The sequence below is a fragment of the Halorussus halobius genome (genome assembly GCF_004765805.1).
In the GTDB taxonomy this organism is placed as follows: Archaea; Halobacteriota; Halobacteria; order Halobacteriales; family Haladaptataceae; genus Halorussus; species Halorussus halobius.
Window position 1 is genome coordinate 948,326 of sequence record NZ_SBIU01000003.1, and the last position, 19,880, is coordinate 968,205.

19 protein-coding genes and 1 tRNA gene are annotated in these 19,880 nt (G+C 68.3%); 7 read left to right on the forward strand and 13 right to left on the reverse strand.

What is annotated here, in order from left to right:
• Positions 1-513: 513 nt before the first annotated feature.
• A tRNA-Pro gene (locus EPL03_RS11445) sits at positions 514-586 on the reverse strand.
• Positions 587-657: 71 nt separating this feature from the next.
• Positions 658-1,101, reverse strand: a complete 444-nt coding sequence (locus EPL03_RS11450) for a TIGR00725 family protein (RefSeq protein ID WP_135829426.1) — start codon at positions 1,099-1,101, stop codon at positions 658-660.
• A 120-nt stretch (positions 1,102-1,221) separates the two neighbouring features.
• Here EPL03_RS11450 and EPL03_RS11455 point away from each other — a divergent pair, with 120 nt between their 5' ends.
• Entirely contained in the window at positions 1,222-2,106 is an 885-nt protein-coding gene (locus EPL03_RS11455; protein WP_135829427.1) for an isoaspartyl peptidase/L-asparaginase, read from the forward strand.
• A gap of 80 nt (positions 2,107-2,186) precedes the next feature.
• Here the strand turns inward: EPL03_RS11455 and EPL03_RS20025 are convergent, their stop codons facing one another.
• The gene (locus EPL03_RS20025) at positions 2,187-3,956 is read right to left on the reverse strand and encodes a hypothetical protein (RefSeq protein ID WP_168216246.1); all 1,770 of its coding nucleotides are present in this window, start codon (positions 3,954-3,956) and stop codon (positions 2,187-2,189) included.
• A gap of 398 nt (positions 3,957-4,354) precedes the next feature.
• Entirely contained in the window at positions 4,355-4,555 is a 201-nt protein-coding gene (locus EPL03_RS11470) for a DUF7835 family putative zinc beta-ribbon protein (RefSeq protein WP_135829428.1), read from the reverse strand.
• Between the two features lie 460 nt (positions 4,556-5,015).
• Between EPL03_RS11470 and EPL03_RS11475 the strand changes: the two genes are divergently transcribed.
• From EPL03_RS11475 to EPL03_RS11485, 3 genes are all read left to right on the forward strand, one after another.
• A complete protein-coding gene (locus tag EPL03_RS11475) occupies positions 5,016-6,542 on the forward strand; it encodes a TrkH family potassium uptake protein (RefSeq protein ID WP_244605255.1) in 1,527 nt (508 codons plus the stop codon).
• A gap of 138 nt (positions 6,543-6,680) precedes the next feature.
• The gene (locus tag EPL03_RS11480) at positions 6,681-7,217 is read left to right on the forward strand and encodes an HIT family protein (protein WP_135829429.1); all 537 of its coding nucleotides are present in this window, start codon (positions 6,681-6,683) and stop codon (positions 7,215-7,217) included.
• A gap of 73 nt (positions 7,218-7,290) precedes the next feature.
• The gene (locus EPL03_RS11485) at positions 7,291-8,199 is read left to right on the forward strand and encodes a cation diffusion facilitator family transporter (RefSeq protein WP_135829430.1); all 909 of its coding nucleotides are present in this window, start codon (positions 7,291-7,293) and stop codon (positions 8,197-8,199) included.
• Positions 8,200-8,243: 44 nt separating this feature from the next.
• Here EPL03_RS11485 and EPL03_RS11490 read toward each other — a convergent pair whose 3' ends face one another.
• The 4 genes from EPL03_RS11490 to deoC all read right to left on the reverse strand — a co-directional run bounded on the left by EPL03_RS11490 (position 8,244) and on the right by deoC (position 11,392).
• Positions 8,244-8,588 carry a hypothetical protein gene (locus tag EPL03_RS11490; protein WP_244605256.1) on the reverse strand — a complete coding sequence of 115 codons (345 nt, stop codon included), beginning with the start codon at positions 8,586-8,588 and terminating at the stop codon, positions 8,244-8,246.
• Between the two features lie 89 nt (positions 8,589-8,677).
• Positions 8,678-9,193, reverse strand: a complete 516-nt coding sequence (locus EPL03_RS11495; protein WP_135829432.1) for a DUF7342 family protein — start codon at positions 9,191-9,193, stop codon at positions 8,678-8,680.
• A gap of 176 nt (positions 9,194-9,369) precedes the next feature.
• Positions 9,370-10,620: a tRNA (N(6)-L-threonylcarbamoyladenosine(37)-C(2))-methylthiotransferase gene (locus EPL03_RS11500; RefSeq protein ID WP_135829433.1), complete on the reverse strand. Its 1,251-nt coding sequence runs from the start codon at positions 10,618-10,620 to the stop codon at positions 9,370-9,372.
• A 109-nt stretch (positions 10,621-10,729) separates the two neighbouring features.
• Positions 10,730-11,392 carry a deoxyribose-phosphate aldolase gene (gene deoC / locus EPL03_RS11505; RefSeq protein WP_135829434.1) on the reverse strand — a complete coding sequence of 221 codons (663 nt, stop codon included), beginning with the start codon at positions 11,390-11,392 and terminating at the stop codon, positions 10,730-10,732.
• 149 nt (positions 11,393-11,541) lie between these two features.
• Between deoC and EPL03_RS11510 the strand changes: the two genes are divergently transcribed.
• On the forward strand, positions 11,542-12,879 hold the full coding sequence (locus EPL03_RS11510; protein ID WP_135829435.1) for a tRNA pseudouridine(54/55) synthase Pus10: 1,338 nt from the start codon (positions 11,542-11,544) through the stop codon (positions 12,877-12,879).
• A gap of 205 nt (positions 12,880-13,084) precedes the next feature.
• Here the strand turns inward: EPL03_RS11510 and EPL03_RS20335 are convergent, their stop codons facing one another.
• Positions 13,085-13,426: a hypothetical protein gene (locus EPL03_RS20335; protein WP_210424963.1), complete on the reverse strand. Its 342-nt coding sequence runs from the start codon at positions 13,424-13,426 to the stop codon at positions 13,085-13,087.
• A 91-nt stretch (positions 13,427-13,517) separates the two neighbouring features.
• Between EPL03_RS20335 and EPL03_RS11520 the strand changes: the two genes are divergently transcribed.
• Positions 13,518-14,225 carry a DUF2270 domain-containing protein gene (locus tag EPL03_RS11520; RefSeq protein WP_135829436.1) on the forward strand — a complete coding sequence of 236 codons (708 nt, stop codon included), beginning with the start codon at positions 13,518-13,520 and terminating at the stop codon, positions 14,223-14,225.
• Between the two features lie 29 nt (positions 14,226-14,254).
• On the opposite strand, the gene EPL03_RS11525 is transcribed toward EPL03_RS11520, so the two are convergent.
• On the reverse strand, positions 14,255-15,724 hold the full coding sequence (locus EPL03_RS11525; RefSeq protein ID WP_210424983.1) for an MATE family efflux transporter: 1,470 nt from the start codon (positions 15,722-15,724) through the stop codon (positions 14,255-14,257).
• A gap of 426 nt (positions 15,725-16,150) precedes the next feature.
• On the opposite strand from EPL03_RS11525, the gene rnhB reads away from it, so the two are divergent.
• Positions 16,151-16,861 carry a ribonuclease HII gene (gene rnhB / locus EPL03_RS11530; protein ID WP_135829437.1) on the forward strand — a complete coding sequence of 237 codons (711 nt, stop codon included), beginning with the start codon at positions 16,151-16,153 and terminating at the stop codon, positions 16,859-16,861.
• A 47-nt stretch (positions 16,862-16,908) separates the two neighbouring features.
• Here the strand turns inward: rnhB and EPL03_RS11535 are convergent, their stop codons facing one another.
• The 3 genes from EPL03_RS11535 to secF all read right to left on the reverse strand — a co-directional run bounded on the left by EPL03_RS11535 (position 16,909) and on the right by secF (position 19,752).
• Entirely contained in the window at positions 16,909-17,184 is a 276-nt protein-coding gene (locus EPL03_RS11535) for a hypothetical protein (RefSeq protein ID WP_135829438.1), read from the reverse strand.
• Between the two features lie 63 nt (positions 17,185-17,247).
• Positions 17,248-18,870 (reverse strand): preprotein translocase subunit SecD, encoded by a 1,623-nt coding sequence (locus EPL03_RS11540; RefSeq protein WP_135829439.1) that lies wholly within the window; start codon positions 18,868-18,870, stop codon positions 17,248-17,250.
• Positions 18,871-19,752, reverse strand: coding sequence for a protein translocase subunit SecF (secF, locus tag EPL03_RS11545; RefSeq protein WP_135829440.1), 882 nt, complete (start codon positions 19,750-19,752; stop codon positions 18,871-18,873).
• Between the last annotated feature and the right edge of the window lie 128 nt (positions 19,753-19,880).

Sequence of the window (19,880 nt, forward strand, 5' to 3'; positions counted from 1 at the left end):
CACGATAAGTGACCACGAACACAGGGAACCACTGTCCACACGACCATACTACCCGGTAACGCAAAGCAGCAACCCTGTACCCCCAACCACTGCGGTCAGGATCTGTGTTCTCCCCAGCCACCCACGGTGAGCAACCACGGTGACCGGAAAGTGTTATTGCCCACAGTGGCCGCGCAGTGTTACCGCGCAATGTTATCGCCCCGAGTTAACACGATGAATGAGCGCGAACACAGGACACTAACAGAACGAATCACGGACTGCCAGCACGACCATACCGCCATTAACGCAGAGTAGCAGCCCTGCACCCCATGCCCGCGGTCAGGTTCAGTGTTACCCACTTCTCAACAACCACCGAACCCCCACTTTCACTACGCCGACTCTCTGAAAACCGCCAGCAAGCGCCACCCGCAACATGAGTCATGTTCGACTCTCCCAGCCCAAACCGGTGATCGAACACCTGAACCCCAAGCTATACGGGGATTATCCTCGACTCTCAGAAAACACGGGCGATAGTGGGCCGGCGCAGATTCGAACTGCGGTTACGGCCACCCGAAGGCCGAAGGATACCAAGCTACCCCACCGGCCCGCGATTCGACCAAGGAGCGTCCGAAGTTTAACGCTTCCGGATTCCGGCGATTCCGCGCCGACCCGACCCGGTCACTCGACCGCGCGTTCGACGTAGTCGACGGCCGCCTCGGGCGACGCCACGGGTTCGACGCCCGGCGCGTCGTGGGCGTCGAGTCCGGCGACCGGGCGGTCGTACACGCCCGCGAAGCCGAGCTCCGAGAGGGTGCCGACGCCGCCGTCGACCGCGATCACCGCGTCGCCGTTGAGCACCACGAGCGCGTTCCGGGCGTGGCCCAGTCCCGTGGCGATTGGCACGTTGACGTGGCGGTTGGCGGCGGCGCGGTCCTCGCCCGGCAGGATGCCGACGGTCCGACCGCCGGCCTCGCTCGCGCCGCGACACGCCGCTTCCATGACGCCCCCGCGACCGCCACAGACGAGGGTGTGGCCGCGCTCGGCCAACAGGCGACCGACCGCCGCCGCGACGCCGGCCTCCGACTCGGGGACTGTACCGCCGCCGATGACGCTGATTCGCATACCGGGACGTCCCGGTCGCGGGAAGTTGAGCGTGTCGCTGGCCGCCGGGCGACTGACGGCGGGCGCTCGCGGACTGCCGATTGGGCCGGATTTAAGCCGCCACCCGAACCACCACCGAACATGCAGGTCATCGTTCACGGCGGCGCGGGAACCGTCCCCGACGAACCCGAACCCAGACAGGCGGCCCTCGACGAGGCGGCCGAGGCCGGCGCACGGGAAGCCGACGTCCTCGACGCGGTCGAGGCCGCAGTCCGGGTCCTCGAATCCGCTCCCCGGTTCAACGCCGGCGTGGGCGGTGCAATCCAGAGCGACGGCGTAATCCGCACCGACGCGGGCGTGATGACCAGCGACCGCGAGGCGGGCGCGGTCTGCTCGATGCCCGGGGTCGAACACGCCGTGAGCGCCGCCAGAGTCGTGCTGGAGGAGACGCCCCACGTCCTCGTCTCCGGAGACCACGCCGTCGAGCTCGCGGCCGACTACGGCGTCGAGACGGGCGCGGACCTCCGGTCCGACGACACCCGACAGCGGTGGGCCGGCCTCGACGACCGCCCCGAGGGGTCGCCGCGCGACCACCTCGACTGGCTCCGCGAGCGATTCGGCACCAGCCCGCACGACCCGAAAGACCACGACACGGTGGGCGCGGTCGCGACCGACGGCGACGCGTTCGCGGCCGCGACCTCCACGGGCGGTCGGTGGCTCGCGCTCGCCGGCCGAGTCGGCGACGTGCCCCAGGTCGGGAGCGGCTTCTACGCGGCTCCCGCGGGCGGCGCGAGCGCGACCGGGGCGGGCGAGGACATCGCCAAGACCACGCTGAGCCGGCGGGCGGTCCGTCACCTCGAATCCGGGCACGACGCGCAGGCGGCCGCCGACCGGGCCATCGAGGAGTTCGGCGAACTCACCGGCTCCTCGGCGGGAGTCATCGTCCTCGACCGCGAGGGCGACGCCGGCAGCGCCTTCAACTCGGACGGAATGCAGACCGCTGTCGGGTCGACTCGCGGCGAGTGACGCCCGACACCGGACGCTATCGGCTCGGGCCGCGAAAGAAGTGAATCGGGTCGAGCCCCGCCTCGCGGCGGCGCTCCGCTTCAGGCTTCGGTGGTCGTCTCGTCCCCGGCGGCGTCCTCCTCGTCGCCGTCGACGGTGGTTTCCTCGTCGTCGGCTTCGACGGTGGTCTCGTCGCCGTCCTCTTCGGTCGTCTCTTCGTCGGCACCGAGGCCGTCGTCTTCCTCGGTGGTGGTCTCGGCGTCGCCCTCGACGGTCGTCTCCTCGTCGCTCGCGTCAGCGTCGCCGGTGTTTATCTCCTCGTCGTCGGTCTGGTTCCCCTCGGCGATGGACAGTTCCGCGGTCTGGTTCGCGCCGTTGGTGTAGACGCCGTGGGTGTAGGTACCCGGCGGGAACTGGCCGATGCTGACGTTGAACGTCACGGTCTCGGCGCTCTCGGCCGGCACCTGCACGAGTTCGGACTCGATGACGTTGCCCGCGACGCGGTAGGCGACCCGCTGGACGGTCTGGCCGTTGCCGACGTTGGCGACGGTCGCCTCGACGGTGTACTCGTCACCCTGCTGGACCTCGGACGGTGCCGAGACGTCCTGAATCGCGAAGACGCCGACCTGCCCGCTCTCGACGTCGAACGTCGCGCCCGGTTGCACGGACGCAATCACGCGGTCGACCGTCGCGCTCCCGACCGAGACGCTCTCGACCGTCCCGTCCTGGGCGTCGGTCCCGTCCGCTTCGGTCGTGGTCTCGTCCTGGAGCGCGGCCTCCTCGGTCGTCGTCTCCTCGGTGTCCGCGCCGAGGCCGTCGTCCTCCGCGGTCGTCTCTTCGTCACCGAGCTCGTCGCCTGCGTCCGCTTCGGTCGTCTCTTCGTCGGCACCGAGCCCATCGTCCTCCTCGGTCGTCTCTTCGTCGTCGGCACCGACGCCGTCGTCTTCAGCTTCCTCCTCGGTCGTCGTCTCCTCGGCGTCCGTCCCGCTCGCGCCGGCCTGAACGTCGGTCAGCGCGAGCGTTCCGACGCTCAGCTGCTGGACCTCGACGGTCTGGACGGTCGCGCTCTCGACGGTCTGCTCGTCGAGGCTGGTGTCGTTCGCGACCGTCGTCTCCTGGGCGTCGGCGTCCTGGGTCGTGGTCACCTGGTCCTCACCTGCGTCGGCCCCGTCACCGTCGTCCGCTTCGGTCGTGGTCTCGTCCTGGAGCGCGGCCTCCTCGGTCGTCGTCTCCTCGGTGTCCGCGCCGAGGCCGTCGTCCTCCGCGGTCGTCTCTTCGTCACCGAGCTCGTCGCCTGCGTCCGCTTCGGTCGTCTCTTCGTCGGCACCGAGCCCATCGTCCTCCTCGGTCGTCTCTTCGTCGGCACCGACGCCGTCGTCTTCAGCCTCCTCGGTCGTCGTCTCCTCGTCCGCGGTGGTCTCGGCCGCGCCCTGCCCGGCCGTCTGGACGCTCACGCGGTCGACGGTGAGCTGCGAGACGTTCATCTGCTCGATGGTCAGGTCCTGCACCGTGACCGAATCGACGGACGCGTCGCCGGTCAGGCCGGCTCCGAGGCTCTCGGCGTCGGTCTCGACGCTGTCCATCGAGACGTTCTCGAGGGAGACGGCTCCGAGCTCGACGCCCTCGAGCGTACCGCTTTCGAGCGTCTCGTTCTTGTTCGTGATCTGTATCGTGTCGACGTGCATCCGCTCTATCGTCGCGTTCTCGACCGTGACGTCGTCTATCTGCAGTGTGTCGACGGTCGCGTCTTGGAGCATCACGCCCTCGCCAGCGTCGGCGGGCGCGGACGACGCGCCCCCGAGCGCCGCCACCGGAACGCCGGCGAACGCGAGGACCGCCGTCATCAGTACTACGCCAGTTTCTCGTTGCATATGCGTCCCATCACATCCCCGGATTCGGCAATAAACGGGACCAACCGTTTCGTTCCGTTTGGGCTTTCGACGGCCTATTACTGCCGTTATCGGGGACTTATCCGGTCGGTACGACGGCCCTAACGGCTCGGTGATATGTATCGCAACGGAACTGTTCGGTCGGGCACTGGCGTCGCGGCCCGGACGGGACTGACCCGGCGACGCGGGCCGGGTCGGCGCGTCGACTCGAAATGGACCGGGCGGGACGAGCGCGGTCGATGACGGAACGGACCCACTGCGCCACGGAGGCCCCGTGGTGGACCGGAGCAGTCGAGCCGACGGTCGGGCCACGACGCGGTCGAACCCCGGACGATTCCCCCACTTTGGCCGTGGCACGGGCGGCGCGACGCGCGGACTGGTTACGCGTTGTTCATCCGCTGGGTGGCGGTCGCTCCGCATATCTGGCACTCGGTGACGCGGTACGGTTCCCGGGAGAACTCGGCGTTCTCCCGCTTCTGGCTCTCGGTCCGAATCTGGACCGAGACCTCGTGTGGCGTCTCGCGCTGGCACTCGTCGCACGACTCCGTTATCGCCTGGAAACCCTGGTTTTGTGTAGCCATCGTGACTCTCCTCTCGGTATCTCCTTGGACTGACACGAGCATAAAAACCCCTCTCCGTTAGGGGGTGTTCGAACCGTTTATTCGGCCGCATTCATGCGGTTCTCCGCATGAACGGCACGAGAAGGTACGAGATAGTTCATGCGTCCCGCAGAAACAGTAATGAAACAGAAAACCGCTGCAACGGCCGAAGATTTTAAGTTCTAGTTCGTGTCACAGGCGGAATCATAGAGCAGCGACCGCGTAGCCGTCACGAAGCGCCAGCGACTCGGTTCCGACGGTGGGGTCGGTCGCTCAGGCCTCGGGTGGGCCGCCCGGTAGCGTCCGCGGCTCGACGAATTGTCGGCGCGCGCGGATATCCGACCGTTCGCAGCAATCGCGGGGCGAGATTCGAGGCGGCCCAGCCAGGAATCCGGCGGATATACGGTGGTCGAGGTGACAGACTCACGCAGGTCGATTCGAGGTGCACGTGGACTACCGGACGAGCGTTGGATTCGTCGGCAGCATCCTGAAGTACCTCTCGCTCGCGCCACTGTTTCCCGCAGCCGTGGCGGTGTACTACGGCGAGAGCCCGCTCCCGTTCGTCGTTACCGCCGCCACGATGGTCGCACTTGGCGCAGGTCTCGAACGGCTGCGAGCGGACGACGAACTCGGTCACAGGGAGGCGTTCCTGCTGGTCGCGCTGACGTGGCTCGTAGTTCCGGTCGTCGGCACGATACCGTATCTGGTCGCGGGACAGGGTACGGTCGCACACCCGGTGAACGCGCTGTTCGAGAGCATGAGCGGGTTCACCACCACGGGGTCGACAGTGCTCGAGGAGATATCGTTCGAGCGCCACTCCCACGGGATACTCATGTGGCGACAGCTCACTCAGTGGCTCGGCGGGATGGGCATCCTCGTGCTGATGGTCGCCATCCTCTCGGAACTGGCCGTCGGCGGTGCCCAGGTTCTCAACGAGGAGGCACCCGGACTGTCGCTGGAGAAGCTCACGCCCCGGATTCAGGACACCGCGCGTGCGCTCTGGAAGATATACGCCGGGTTCACGCTCGCGGCGGTCGCGGTGTACTACGGACTCCACCTCGCGGGGGCCGCGCCGAACATGAACTTCTACAACGCGGTCGCCCACGCCCTGACGACCCTCCCGACGGGCGGGTTCTCGCCCGAGGCGCGGAGCGTGGAGGCGTTCGCCCCGATAGTCCAGTGGGCGGTCGTCCCGTTCATGGTCGTCGCCGGCACCAACTTCGCGCTGTTCTGGCACGCGTTCTTGGGCCGGCCCGAGCGGCTCTACCGGAACGCCGAGTTCCGGTCGTACCTCCTCGCGATGGGCGTCGTGAGCGTTCTCCTGTCCGCGCTGCTGTTCGTCGGCGTCGGCCTCGAACGCGTACCGGCGGGCGTTCCCGCGATACCCGGTGACCTCGAACACGCGGTTCGGCAGGCTGTGTTCCAGACCGCGGCCATCGTCACGACCACGGGGTACGCGAGCATGGACTTCAACGCGTGGGACGCCTCCGCGAAGACCGTCCTGCTGTTGGCGATGTTCCTCGGCGGGTCCGCCGGGTCGGCGGCCGGGTCGGTCAAAATCGTCCGGTGGGTCCTCGTCCGGAAGGCAATCGGCCGGGAGCTGTTCACGACGATTCACCCCGACGCGGTCCGGCCCGTCCGGATGGCCGACGAGGTGGTCGACGAGGACACGCTCCGGGGCGTGTTCGTGTTCGTGCTGACGTTCCTGATTATCTTCGCGGTCTCGACCGTCGTGCTCTTCCTGGATGCCCACCGGGTCGGGCTCGACCTCTCGGCCATCGAGGCGGTGAGCGCCGCCATCGCGACGCTGGGCAACGTCGGCCCCGGCGTCGGCATCGTCGGGCCGATGAACAGCTTCGAGCCGTTCTCGAACGCCGCGAAGCTCTACATGGCGTTCCTGATGTGGATCGGTCGGCTGGAGGTGCTCTCCGTGCTGGTGATCCTGACGCCGTCGTTCTGGTCGCAGTAGCGGCCCGCGGGACGTGAACTTCCGAGTCCATCCCGAACCGCCCGACGAGGGGATGGTCCGTCCAGCGAGGGGATGGCCCGTCCAACGAGGGGAGGCCGAACCGGGGCTTCCTAAACCCTGCGGGCATACGGAGGCGACATGGACCAGCTATTCGCGCCGTGGCGCATCGACTGGGTCGAGAAGGAGGACAAGAATCCCGACGTCGAGGAGTGCGTCTTCTGCGAACTTCCCGAGCGCGGTGACGGCCGCGACCACCGCATCGCCGCCCGGAGCGACCGCGCGTTCGTCATGCTCAACAACGCGCCCTACAGCCCGGGCCACGCGATGGTCATCCCGCACCAACACACCGGCGACTACCGCGACCTCGACGACGAGACCCTGCTCGACCACGCCCGCCTGAAACAGCGCACCTTCGACGCGCTCGACGCCGCGTTCGATCCCGACGGCTTCAACGCGGGCCTCAACCTCGGCCGCGGGGCGGGCGGGTCCATCGGCGACCACCTCCACACCCACGTCGTCCCGCGCTGGGAGGGCGACACCAACTTCATGCCGGTCCTCTCGGACACGAAGGTCGTCGTAGAGGCGCTCGACGAGTCCTACGACCGGGTGCGCGCTGCGTTCGCAGAGCAGGCGGGCGTCGACGCCTCGGGCGAGGGCGCGGTCCGGATCGAGTGAACCGGGCGTTCGCGTCGGGTCCGACCGCCGGAAAAGCGGTACTTCCTTGCTTCCGTGGTCCCAACGTCCGACGATGAATCGAAGGGCGGCCGTCCGGCGGGTCGGTGCGCTCGTGCTGGCGGTCAACGCTCTGTTGGTGGTCTCGAAGGGCGTCGTCTGGTGGACCACGGGGAGTCTCGCGGTCGGCTCGGAGGCGGTCAACAGCCTCGCAGACGTGGCCTACAGCGTGGTCGTGGTCGCGGGCCTGTACCTGACGACCAGACCGCCGGACTTCGGCCACCCGCACGGCCACGAGCGCATCGAACCGTTCGTCTCGCTGTTCGTCGCGGTCGGGGTGTTCGCGGCCGGCGGCGCGGTGCTGTGGCGGGCCGCGACCTCGGTCCTGTCGGGCGAGGTCGCGGTCGCCACCGGCCCGGCCGCCGCCGTCGTCCTCGCGGGGACCGCCGCCGTCAAGTACGGACTCTACCGCTACTGCCTGCGGGTGGCCCAGCGGCGGCGCTCGCCCGCGCTGACCGCGACCGCCCTCGACAACCGCATCGACGTGCTGACGGCGGGCGCGGCGCTGGTCGGCGTCCTCGGCGCTCGGGCCGGAGCCCCGATACTCGACCCGCTCGCGGCCGGCGTCGTCGCGGTCGGCATCCTCTACACGGGCTACGAAATCGTCGAGGACAACGTCGACTACCTCGTCGGAAGCGCGCCGCCCGAGCACCTCCGGTCCGAAATCGTCCGCCGGGCGCTCGACCACCCCGACGTCGAGGGCGCACACGACGTCATCGCCCACTACGTCGGCCCGGAGATCGACGTGAGCCTCCACGTCGAGGTCGAGGGCGACCGCACCCTCCGGGAGGTCCACGACATCGAGACCGACGTGGTCGAGACCATCCGCGAACTCGGCGCGGTCGACGACGTGTTCGTCCACGTCGACCCCAAGGAACTCGGCGAGTGGAAAGACGACGAGACGGTCGAGGAACTGGTCGAGTGAGGAACGGGCCGCCGGCGTTCGACTCGTCGGGAGCAGTCGTCTCGCTATCGTCGCTCCCAAAGCGTCTCGATGCGTTTCTCGATGCGACCAAAGACGAGTCGGCCCACGTCACGGTGATCCGGCGGCCACCGAGCGTCCTCCGCACGGTCGCGGCTGGCGGCCGGTGGCGGATGAAAGTGATCGCGTGAGTTGTGCGCGTTCGGGTGGCGGTCCCACCGACACTCCCACGACGCGTCCCGCTGTTCTTCCTGGTAGTGGACGTTGAAGTCGTCGTTGCGGTACCAGCGAATCTCGAGGCGAGCGGATATCTCGCTCGGGTAGTACGCTCCCGAGAGGTCGACACGGAGATGCGGTTTCCCATCGTCGACTACTGCGGCCGACTCAGTCATACGACTGGCGACGAATCGGGACTGCATTCGCTCTAACACCGACCTGTCTATCGGCGCGGGACTCGCGCCGTCGTCCATCGGCACCATCCTCAACCGTGTGATGGAGCAGTGGAACCGGCGGCCTTTTTCCGGGCGCGTTCGTGAAGGCGGCGCTCCTCGATGGCGGTAGCCCAGTCACCGAGGTCGACGTACACGTCGTCGATCTGCGCCGCGTCGAATTCGAGCACGTCGACTTCCGCAGGTGAGTCAGCGTCGTACTCGTCACGATATCCCTCGATGCTGTCGGTCAGTTCCGACACACGGACCCGCAACTCGTCGACGGTGTTCTCCCGTGCCAACTCGTTCACTCGCCGCCACTCGAAGTAGTCGGCGTTCCGCTCGTACCGTACTGGCCGACCCTCGTGGCGAACGACGATACCGAGGTCGGCATAGAAGGACAGATACGTCCGCGCCGACTCCTCCGAGCAGTCCGCCCGCTCGGCGATCTCGGCGACGGTCGTCGGCTCTCGGAGATGGAGGACCGCGCCGTACACCCGTTGTTTCGTATCTTCACCCTCGAAGGGTCTATCGAACGGTGGCGGCCCGTCGCGACGAGCATCGTCCATCGTACCACGTACGACGGGAGTAGCACATATATTTCTTTTTCTCGCCAATATATATTGGCGAGGCGGTCGCCACTCCGGAGATGGGTCTCGCCGTATCTGGCCTGTAACGGGGTACAGTCGGCTACCGGCAGCGAAGCGCACTGAAGACCGTCAGTCGAGTGCGAACGAGCACCGACTCAGACGGGTTCGCCGAACGCGTACATCCCGGCGCTGCCCGTAATCTCCACGTCCGCGAACTCGCCGGGTTCGAGGCCGTACTCGTCGGCGTTCTGGACGACCACCTGCCGGTAGGCCTCGTCGTAGCACTTGACCGAGTCGCCGGTGCCCGCCTCGACGGCCAGCACCTCGTGAGCCTCGCCCACCATCGACTCGTAGGCCTCGCCGACCACGTCGCGTTTGAGTTCGGAGAGTTCCTTCGAGCGGTCCTTCTTGGTCTGGCCGCCCAGCCCCTTCAGCTCGGCGGCGTCGGTACCCGGCCGCTTCGAGAAGCGCGTCACGTTTATCTTCTCCGGGCGGGTCTCGCGCAACAGCGCCACGCTCTGGGCGTGGTCGTCGTCGGTCTCGGTCGGGAAGCCCGCGATGAAGTCGGTCGAGAGCGTCCAGTAGTCGAGGTGCTCGTCGAACGTCTCGACCACGTCGAGGTACTCCGAGACCTGATGCTGGCGACGCATGTCGCCCAGCACGTCGTCGCTGCCCGACTGGACCGGCGCGTGGATGAAGTTGTACAGCTTCCCGTTGTCGGCGAACACCTCCGCGAGCTCCTCGCGGATGCCGTGGACGCCCTTGGGGTTGGCCATCCCGACCCGTACCCGGAACTCGCCGTCGATGTCGCAGATGCGGTCGAGCAGTTCGGGGAGCTTGCGCTCGCCGTCGTCCCAGCCGTAGACGCCGGTGTCCTGGCCCGTAATCCGAATCTCCGTCGCGCCGGCGTGGACCAGCGCGCGAGCCTTCTCGACGTTCTCGGAGACCGGCGGCGAGTCTATCTTCCCGGTCGCCTCCTTGGTGATGCAGTACGAGCAGTCGGACATACAGCCCCGCGCGATGGGGAGGATGCCGATGACGCCGTCGAGGACGGGTTCGGCGTCGGGCGTGGTCGTCGGGCACTCGCCGTTCGTGACCGCCTCGGGCACCTCGTCCCAGTGGACCACGTCCGCGTCGACGTCGGCCTCGCGGAACTGCTCGCCCTGCGCCAGCGCCATGCAGCCCGTGACGACGAGGTCGGCGGCCGCCCCGTCGAGCTCCTGGGCCCGCCGGAGCATGTTGCGCTCGGTCTTCTCGACCACGGTGCAGGTGTTGAGGATGGCGACGTCGGCCGCCTCGGGGCCGTCCACGCGGCGGTGGCCCGCGTCGCGGAGCCGCCGCTCGATGCCGCGGCTCTCGCCCCGGTTGGACGTGCAGCCGTAGGTCTCGATGTGATACCGGGCCATTCGCTATCCGTGTTTTCGGCTACGCGGGCAAAAACGCGACGGATTGGGACCACCCGTGGCCGGCGCGGCGACCGGCGCGACCGCGCTCGGACGTCGCGACGAACCGGAATCAGGCCCGGTCGACGTCGCTTGCCGCCTCGCGACACTGCTCGACGATTTCGACGCCGGAGCTCGCGCCGATGCGGTCCGCGCCGGCGTCGAGGAACTGCCGGGCCCCTTCGTAGCTCCCGATGCCGCCGCTGGCCTTGACTTTCAGGCCGTAGTCGCTCATCAGTTCCACGTCCGACAGGGTCGCGCCGCCGTCGGCGAACCCGGTCGAGGTCTTCACGTAGTCGGCGTCGGCCTCGACCGCGAGTTCGCAGGCGCGGCGCTTCCGGTCGTCGTCGAGGAGGGCCGTCTCGACGATGACTTTCACCGGGAGCGGCGTGGCCTCGACCACGGCTTCGAGGTCCTCGCGGACGGCCCCCTCGTCACCGCTCAGGAGTCGACCGACGTTCAACACCACGTCGAGTTCGTCCGCGCCATCCTCGTGGGCGAGTTCGGCCTCCCGGCGCTTGACCTCGGGCCGGTGGTGGCCGTGCGGGAAGCCGACGACCGTGGCGAGGGTGACGTCCGGCGCGTACTCGGCGGCGTCGGCGACGTAGCACGGCGGGATGCACGCGTTCATCCCGTACTCGGTCGCCTCGTCCATCACCCGGCGGACGTCCGCCCAGCGGGTGTCCGCGCCGAGGACGGTGTGGTCTATCTTGGCGGCGAGTTCCGTTTCGTCCATGAATCCACGGAGGCGTCCCGTCGGTAAAAATCCGATTATCCCCGGTAGTGGATTGCTCGACGGAGCTGTACGCGGACATTCTTCGCACGCTCGAAGAAATCGCGCCCGAATGAGAAACCCGTTTACCGCCCGGACCCCACGCGTTTACCATGACCATCCTCGACGACGCGCGCCGAGTCGCCGACGAAGGGCCGGTGTGCGACGCCTGTCTGGGCCGGTGTTTCGCCGACCGGAGCTTCGGACTGACCAACGACGAGCGCGGGCGAGCGCTCCGAATCGCGGCCGCGCTGGACGACAACGAACCGTACGACCCCGACGAGGCCGAGTGTTGGGTGTGCGAGGGCGAGAGCGACCGGTTCGACGAGTGGGCCGAGACGGTGGCCGAGGCCGTGGACGGCTGGCAGTTCGACACGTATCAGGTCGGCACCCGGACGCCGCCGCTGATAGCCGAAAACGAGGCGCTACTCCGCGAGTCGGCCGGACTGCCCGAGGACGCCGGCGAGTCGTTCAAGTCGGAGTTCAACCGCGAGGTGGGCAAGCGCGTCGGCCGACTCACCGGCACCGAGGTCGACTTCGAGCGCCCGGACGTGCTGGCGCTGCTCAACGTCGAGGCCGCGCCGCGGGCGGGCGAGGAGGGAGCCATCTCCGACCACGCGGTCGACGTGCAGGTCAACTCGGCGTTCGTCTACGGCCGGTACAAGAAGTTAGAGCGCGACATTCCCCAGACCGAGTGGCCCTGTCGGGAGTGTGGCGGGTCGGGCAAACAGCTCGCCGACTCCGGCGGCGAGGAGCCGTGCGACCACTGTGGCGGGTCGGGCTACCTCTACGAGGAGAGCGTCGAGGAGCTGACAACGCCGCCGGTCCTCGACGCCATGGACGGCGGCGAGGCGCTGTTCCACGGCGCGGGCCGCGAGGACGTCGACGCCAGGATGCTCGGCACCGGTCGACCGTTCGTCATCGAAGTCAAGCGCCCCCGCGAGCGGGGCGTCGACGCCGACGCGCTCCAGCGCGAGATAAACGAGTTCGCCGACGGAAAGGTCGAGGTCACCGACCTCGCGCCCGCGAGCCACGGGATGGTCGAGCGCGTGAAGGAACTCGACGCGAGCAAGACCTACCGGATGGACGTGGCGTTCGACGCGGACGTGACCGCCGAGGCCCTCCGGGATGCCGTCGCGGAGCTTCGGGGAACCACCGTCGAGCAGGACACGCCCCAGCGCGTCGACCACCGCCGCGCGAGCATGACCCGGACCCGGACCGTCTACGACGCCGAGGCCGACCTCGAAGACGCCCGCCACGCCGAACTGGAGGTCCACGGCGAGGGCGGCCTCTACGTCAAGGAACTCGTCTCTGGCGACGAGGGACGAACCACGCCGAGCCTCGCTGGCCTGCTCGGCGTCGGCGCGCAAGTCACGGCGCTGGACGTGCTGGCGGTCGAGGGCGAGGACGAGCCGTTCGCCGTTCCCGAGTATCTGAAAGGCGAGGAGTGACCGGACGAGAAGGCGATTGGTGATGCGGTTGCAGTTACGGTCGCGGGTGCGGTCGATGCGGTTGCGGTGGCGGTCGGTGCGGTTGCGGTCGCGGGTGCGGTTCTCATTGGTTCAAGCATCGGAGCGGTCGCTGATGCGGTTGCGGTCGCTGATGCGGTTGCGGTCGCGGGTGCGGGTGCGGTCGCGGTCTTCAGTGGTTCAAGCATCAGAGCCTGGCAGTCGCAGTCTTCAGTGGCTCAAGCACCGGAGCGCTCGCTGGTGCGGTGACCGTAGTCGTTCTGCTGACTCGGTGACGACGTGCCGATAGCTCGACGACTTCCTTCGGAGGGACCGCAACAGCAACCGCCGCTATCCTTGAACCGATGAGAACCGCACCCGCAACCGCACCAGCAACCGCCTCTATCCTTGAGCCGATGAGAACCGCACCCGCAACAGCAACCGCTTCTCGACGTGAACCGATGAGAACCGCCACCGCACCAGCAACCGCCTCTATCCTTGAGCCGATGAGAACCGCACCCGCAACCGCACCGACTGCACCCGCAACCACATCTCACGCCGCAACGGCGACAGCGACCGCATCGACGACGGCAACCGCGACTGCCACAACTCGTAGGGCGATGTGTCGCGTCTCCGGGCGCATGGGGGAATCGAGTGCCGGGGAGACCGACGGCGCGCCCGACGGGGACATCGGCGAGGAGATAGCGGCCGACCCGTCGGACATGGTCGGACTGCTGGGCCACCTCTACCGGGGGCAGATGGATCGCGTGACCACGTGGCGGAGCCGGCTCGACCAGACGACCTACTGGGCGGTCACCATCATGGCCGCCATCCTGACGTGGGCGTTCTCCAGCCCGGACAACCCGCACTACCTCCTGCTCGTCGGTATGGGGACGCTCTGCGTCTTCCTGTTCGTCGAGACCCGTCGCTACCGGGCCTACGACGTGTGGCGCGAGCGAGTCCGACTGCTCGAACAGGACCTGTTCGCCCAGATGCTCGACCCCGACGAGGCGCTGTCCCACGACGAGTGGCGGCGTCGCATCGGCGACGACCTCCGGACTCCTGCGGTGAAGGTGACGCTGTTCACGGCGTTCGCCCGTCGACTGAGCCGGGTGTACTTCCCCTTCCTGCTGGTCTTGCTGGCGGCGTGGCTCGTGCGCATCACCGCCTTCGAGCCCGACGAGTCGTGGCGCGCGACCGCCGCGATTCCGGGCGTCTCCGGGACGGTCGTCGTCGGGGTCGTGGCCGCGACGTACCTCGTACTGGCCGCGGTCTCGGCGTACTACCTGTTCTGGGAGCCCAGCGGCGAGTTCCACGAGCGCGAGCAGTCCGACCCGTGGAAGGAGTAGGCCGAGCGCCCGCGGGCGTCTCGCCGGACTCAGTCGGCGGCCGCCTCCGGACGGAACTCCCGGCTGATGGCCTTCCACTTGCCCGTCGAGAAGCGGTAGTAGTTGATGGCCGCCGGAACCGTGGTCTCGGCCAAGAGCGCGAGATACAGCCCCATCAGACCCAGCGACGTGGTCGCGCCGAGGTACGCGACCGGAAGCGCGACGCCGAACATCCCGAGCGCCTGACTGTAGAAGGTCCACCGGGTGTCCCCGCTGGCGTCGAGCGGGCCCGCCGCCGCGCTCTTGACGGCCTGGGGAATCATCCCGAGACACGCCGCGTACACCAGCGGCACCGCGACCGCGACCGTGGCGGCCTCGCCCTCGCCGACGAACAGGCCGACTATCGGGCCGGCGAACGCCGCGACGAGGACGGCCGCCAGCAGGTAGGTGGCCATCGAGAAGCGGACGATGTCCCGGCCGTACGACTCGGCCGACCGCTCGTCGCCCTCGCCCAGCGCCTGCCCGACGAGACTGCTGGAGGCGAGGCCGAACCCCCAGCCGGGCGTGTTCATGATGCCGAGGATGCGGCGCGCGATGACGTACGCCGCCACGACGTTCGAGCCGAACAGCCCGACGATTGCGAGCATGGGGAACTTGGCGACCGTCCACGCGCCGTTCCGGCCCACGACCGGCAGGCCGATGTGGACGAGGTCGCTCATCGTATCGCGGTCGAGGTACGAGCCCAGCGGGGCGACCTGCACCGGGAGCGTGCCTACGCCGGGGAGTCGGCCGGCGACCAGCCCGGCGACGAACGCCGCCGTCACGAGGACGTTCGCCAGCACGGTGCCGAGCGCGGCCCCGACGACGCCCATCCCGAGGCCGAAGATGAACGTGGCGTTGAACGCGATGTTGGCGAGCGCGCCACCGCCCCGGACGACCATCGGCGTCCACGCGTCGTCGGCACCGATGTACACGCGGCTCCCGACGAGGTTGAGCCCCGCGAACGGGACGCCGAGCGCGAGCACCTTGAGGTAGGCCGCGCCGAGTTCGATCTCTCGCGGGTTGTTGGTCATGACCCCCACGAGTTCGGCCGGCGCGAGCCAGAACGCGGCCGCGACCGGAAGCGAGACGCCGAGGACGAGCGCCACGCTCGACCGGACCGCCAGCCCGAGTTCGTCGCGGGCGTCCGCGCCGAACCGCTGGGAGACCAGCGCGATGGTTCCCGCCGCGATACCGCCCCCGAGCGTGAACGCGACGCCCCAGTAGGGGTTGGCGAAGCCCAACCCCGCGATGGCCACGGGACCGACCGCGACGCCGACCATCGCCACGTCGACGGCGTTTTTCGACATGCGCGCGAGGCCGGTGACGATGCGGGGCCACGCGAGGTCGGTCGTCCGGCGGACGCGCTCGGGCGCTATCAGCCCGAAGCGAGCGAGCGCGTTCCCGATTGCGAGGATGAGCGCGCGCATCGGGTTCGGCACGCGCTCGGCGAGAGAGGAGAGCGCCGCTCGCAAGCTCATCGAACGACTCACGTTACGTAGACTATTTCGAATCGAAAGTAAAACGGTTTCCATCCGCGACGGAGAGCGGCGTGAGTTCGAAATCGGACGTCTCGGAGCCGCGACGCCGACTTCTCCCCCGGCGCGCGCTGGCGCGCCCTCCGTGGCGCGCCACCTCGCGCGAGGGAGGCGAGCGCGTTTATGCGCTCGCCGAGGCTGGGGTGGCGTGAGGCGCTCGCCGTGCGGTCGCGGTGCAGAGCGGTCGCGGTGCAGAGCGGTCGCGGTTCTCATAGGTTTCGGCAGTAGCTAGCGAACTTGAACCGAAACCAGTCATCACCCGAAACGCGAACCGAAACCAGTCACCACCGGCACTCGAACCGAAACCAGTCAACACCGACACTCGAACCGAAACCAATCCCCCAAGCGAATTCGTCCGCCCGCTCGCCGATGGCAACGTACAACTGCCCGGGGTCCGTCGGTCGGGTCGTGTTCGGAGTGGACGAAGCGGGCAAGGGACCCGTGCTGGGGTCGATGTTCGCGGCCGCCGTGCGAGTCGCGGAGCCCGACATCCTCCCGGCGGGCGTCGACGACTCGAAGCGTCTCGCGCCCGAGCGCCGCGAGGCGCTGGCGGCCGAGTTGCGCGCGGACGACCGGGTCGCGGTCGGGGTGGCCGAGATTCCGGTCGCGCGCATCGACGACCCGGAAACCGACATGAACACGCTCACGGTGGCGGCCCACGCCGAGGCCGCCGCCGAGGTACTCGGCCCGGACGAGCGCGGCGCGACCGGCCTCCTCGACGCCGGCGACACCAGCGAGCAGCGGTTCGCCCGGCGCGTCGCCGACCGGCTTCCGGCAGCGGTCGACCTGACCGCCCGCCACGGTGCCGACGAGGACCACGCGGTCGTCGGCGCGGCCAGCGTCGTGGCAAAAGTCGCCCGCGACGCCCACGTCGAGGCGCTCGCGGCGGCGTCCGCCGACGAGTACGGCCCGGCGTTCGGCGACCTCGGGTCGGGGTATCCGAGCGACCCGACCACCCGCGAGTTCCTCGACTCGTTCGTGGCCGCGTTCGGCGAGTTGCCCGACTGCGCGCGCCGGAGCTGGTCGACCTGCGAGGACGTGCTGGCCGAGGCCGAGCAGTCGGGACTCGGGGAGTTTTAGGGGGCGGTTTCGGAGGCGTGGTTCCGTCCGCGCCGAAGCTCGCGCGACTACTGGACGCTGCCCTCCCGACGGTACGGCGGAAGTTCCCACTTCAACAGCAGCGCCCGAATCGCCGCGACGACCATCGCGACGCCGAAGACGACGAATCCCGCCGCGACCGTCCCGCGACCGTTGACGCCGGACGTGACGAGAAAGAGGCCCCAGAACAGCCCGAGCGCCGAAATCAGCGTCCAGAACAGCCGCTCGCCGAGCCGCCGGAGTTCGGCGCGAATCGCGCGCCGGACCACGCGCGCTAACTGCTCGTCGGGAACGTCGGATGCCATACCGTTACTCGGTCGGAATCGCACAAGAAGGTTGCGTCGGGATGTACGGACGAGGGAAGCGGGTTACTTGTCGGTCAGCAGGCTCCGGAGGATGTCACCGTACGCCGGCCGCGTGACCAGCACGCCGATGAGCACGCCGAGGATGGTGATGATGGCGAAGCCCTGCAGGTCGCCCAGCGACAGCACCGCCAGCGGGCTCATCGCGATGATGGTGGTGGCGGCGGCCGCGCCGATGACCCAGAACGCCTTGCGGAAGCGGTTCTGGAACACCCGCGAGGAGTTGACCTCGCCCTCCGACATCACCTCGTCGGCGATGATGATGAGGTCGTCCACCCCGGTCCCGATGACCGCGATGAACCCGGCGATGTGACTCAGGTCCAGCGGCAGCCGGATTGCGGCCGCGAACCCGAGCAGGATGAACACCTCCGACAGCGCGGTCACCAGCATCGGCGCGGCGACCTTCGGGTCACCGTACCGGAGGAAGACGACGACGGTGACCGCCAGCGCCGCGACGAGCCCGGTGATCAGCGAGTAGAGCTTGAACTCCTGGGCGAGGCTGGGCGCGAGGAAGTACGACGTCCCGGCGTCCATGTCGAGCGAGGCGGGCAACGCACCGGCCTGCAGGTGAATCTGGAGCTGGCGCGCCTCGGACATGTTCGTCGTGCTCATGTAGAACGTCGGGGTCTGGGTGAACGTCTCCTCCCGGAACGTCTGTGCCAGGGTCTCGGCCATGTTGGCCGCGTAGACGACCTCGCCGTCGACCACGGTGTACAGGCAGTACCCCGGCTCGTCGGGCGTGGTCCGCCAGTTGCACGCCTGGATGCCCTCGCCCGTGAAGCCGAACCGCCGCATCGCGTTCGAGAAGTTCTGTGCGGGGTTCTCCTCGTCGTCGGCCTCGCTCGGATTGGCGAGTTGGACCTCGACGTTCGGGCCGATTTGCTGGTCGTTCTCCGCGCTCCCGATTCTGGAGAAGTCGCCCTGCGTGAGCAGCGGCACCTCGCGGTACTGGGTCTGGTTTCCGGTCTGGTTGGCGGCCGGGAACGTGGCCACGACCTGGACCTGCCCGCGCTCGGTCACGAGGTCCCGGACCTCGGTCTCGTTGGCGTTGGGCATCTCGATGACGATGAAGTTCTCGCCGCTCGTCGTCGTCACGTCCTGGACCCGCCCGCCCGAGAGACCTGCCTGCGAAATCTTGTCCTGGAGGGTGCGGACGATGTCGTTGCGCGTCTGCTCGGTGACGCCCTGGCGGACGGTCCCGTAGCCGTAGCCCGACGCGTCGAGCGCCGCCTCGAGCTCGTCGGTCGTGGCGTTGTCGCTGAACACCTCGACCGTGGTGGTCTCGTTGGCCGCCTGCGCGATCTGGGTGTTCACGTCGCTGACTTGGACGCCCGAGAGGTTCCTGGCGACGTGGCTCTCGACCTCGGGCGCGGTGGTCCCTGGCTGAACCTCGACGCTCTCGGCGGTCAGTCCGTTCACGGGCGCTCGGATGCGCGTCCCGCCGGAGAGTTCGAGGCCGTACTGGAGGTTGGTCGGGCCGTCGCCGCCGGTCTGCTCGACCGCGGAGGCGTTGCCGCCGGCCGGAGCACTGTCGCCGCCCCCGCCCACGCCGGGCGAGAACAGCGCGACGCCGCTGGCGACGATGAAGACGGCGAGCAGGATGACCCGCCAGTTGTCGCGAACGTCCATCTATCGAGCCACCCCCTCGAACTTGTACCAGCGAAGCAGGCTGAGGTTGAGCATGTAGGTGTTCATCAGGTCGGTCGCGAGTCCCAACACGAGGATGATACCGATGGAGGTTAGCAGTTCGATCTGGAAGAACGACGCAACCAGCCCCATCACCGCCATCGCCGACAGCGACGTGAGCGTCATCGTGACGCCGGTCCGCATCGCGCGGTGGGTGCTCTCGTAGAAGCCGCCCGACCGGCGCAGGATGTGGTTGTTCAGCAGGATGTCGGAGTCGACCGAGTACCCGATGAGCATCAGCAGCGCCGCGACCGTACCCAGCGTCAGCGGGATGTCGAGCACGTTCATCATCGCCAGCGGGACGACGATGTCGCTGAACGCCGAGATGACCACTGCGATGGAGGGGACGAACGTCCGGAACAGCACGAACACCAGCAGGCTCATGCCGGCGAACGCGACGCCGAGACCGATCATCGCGGTCTGCTGGGCGTCCTCGCCGAAGCTCGCGGAGGTCTGCTGATTCGAGAGGACGACGTCCTCGGACGACTGGCCCTCGGCGGGCTGTAAGTTGTTCCGCGCCTGCTGGCCGACGTTCTCGGCCTCCGGCGGGAACTCCACGATGTAGGTGTCCGAGGCGGTCTGGACCGTGGTGACCGTCGCTTCGGCGTCGAACTGGGCCGCGATGTCCGAGGCGGGGGTCGACGTCTGGACGCGGAGTTCGGTACCACCCGTGAACTCCGTGCCGAGCTGTACCGGCGCGCCGGTGGCGACGTACCAGCCCGCCAGAACCAGCAGTGCTATGGCGAGAACCACGAGGGGTATCGCCGCTAGCTGCCGGTTGGTGTACTGGGAGTAGTCCACCTCCGGCACTTCGAGAGCTACCATATGGATGTGGTGTGGTGGGCGGCCGTGAATAAGTGTTCTTATCCTGTATCGATTGACGGAACGCACCCGCGGGCCCGGTGTCGGGGCGTCGCGTTCGGTGGGTCCGCGGTCGCGCCCGACAGCCGGTC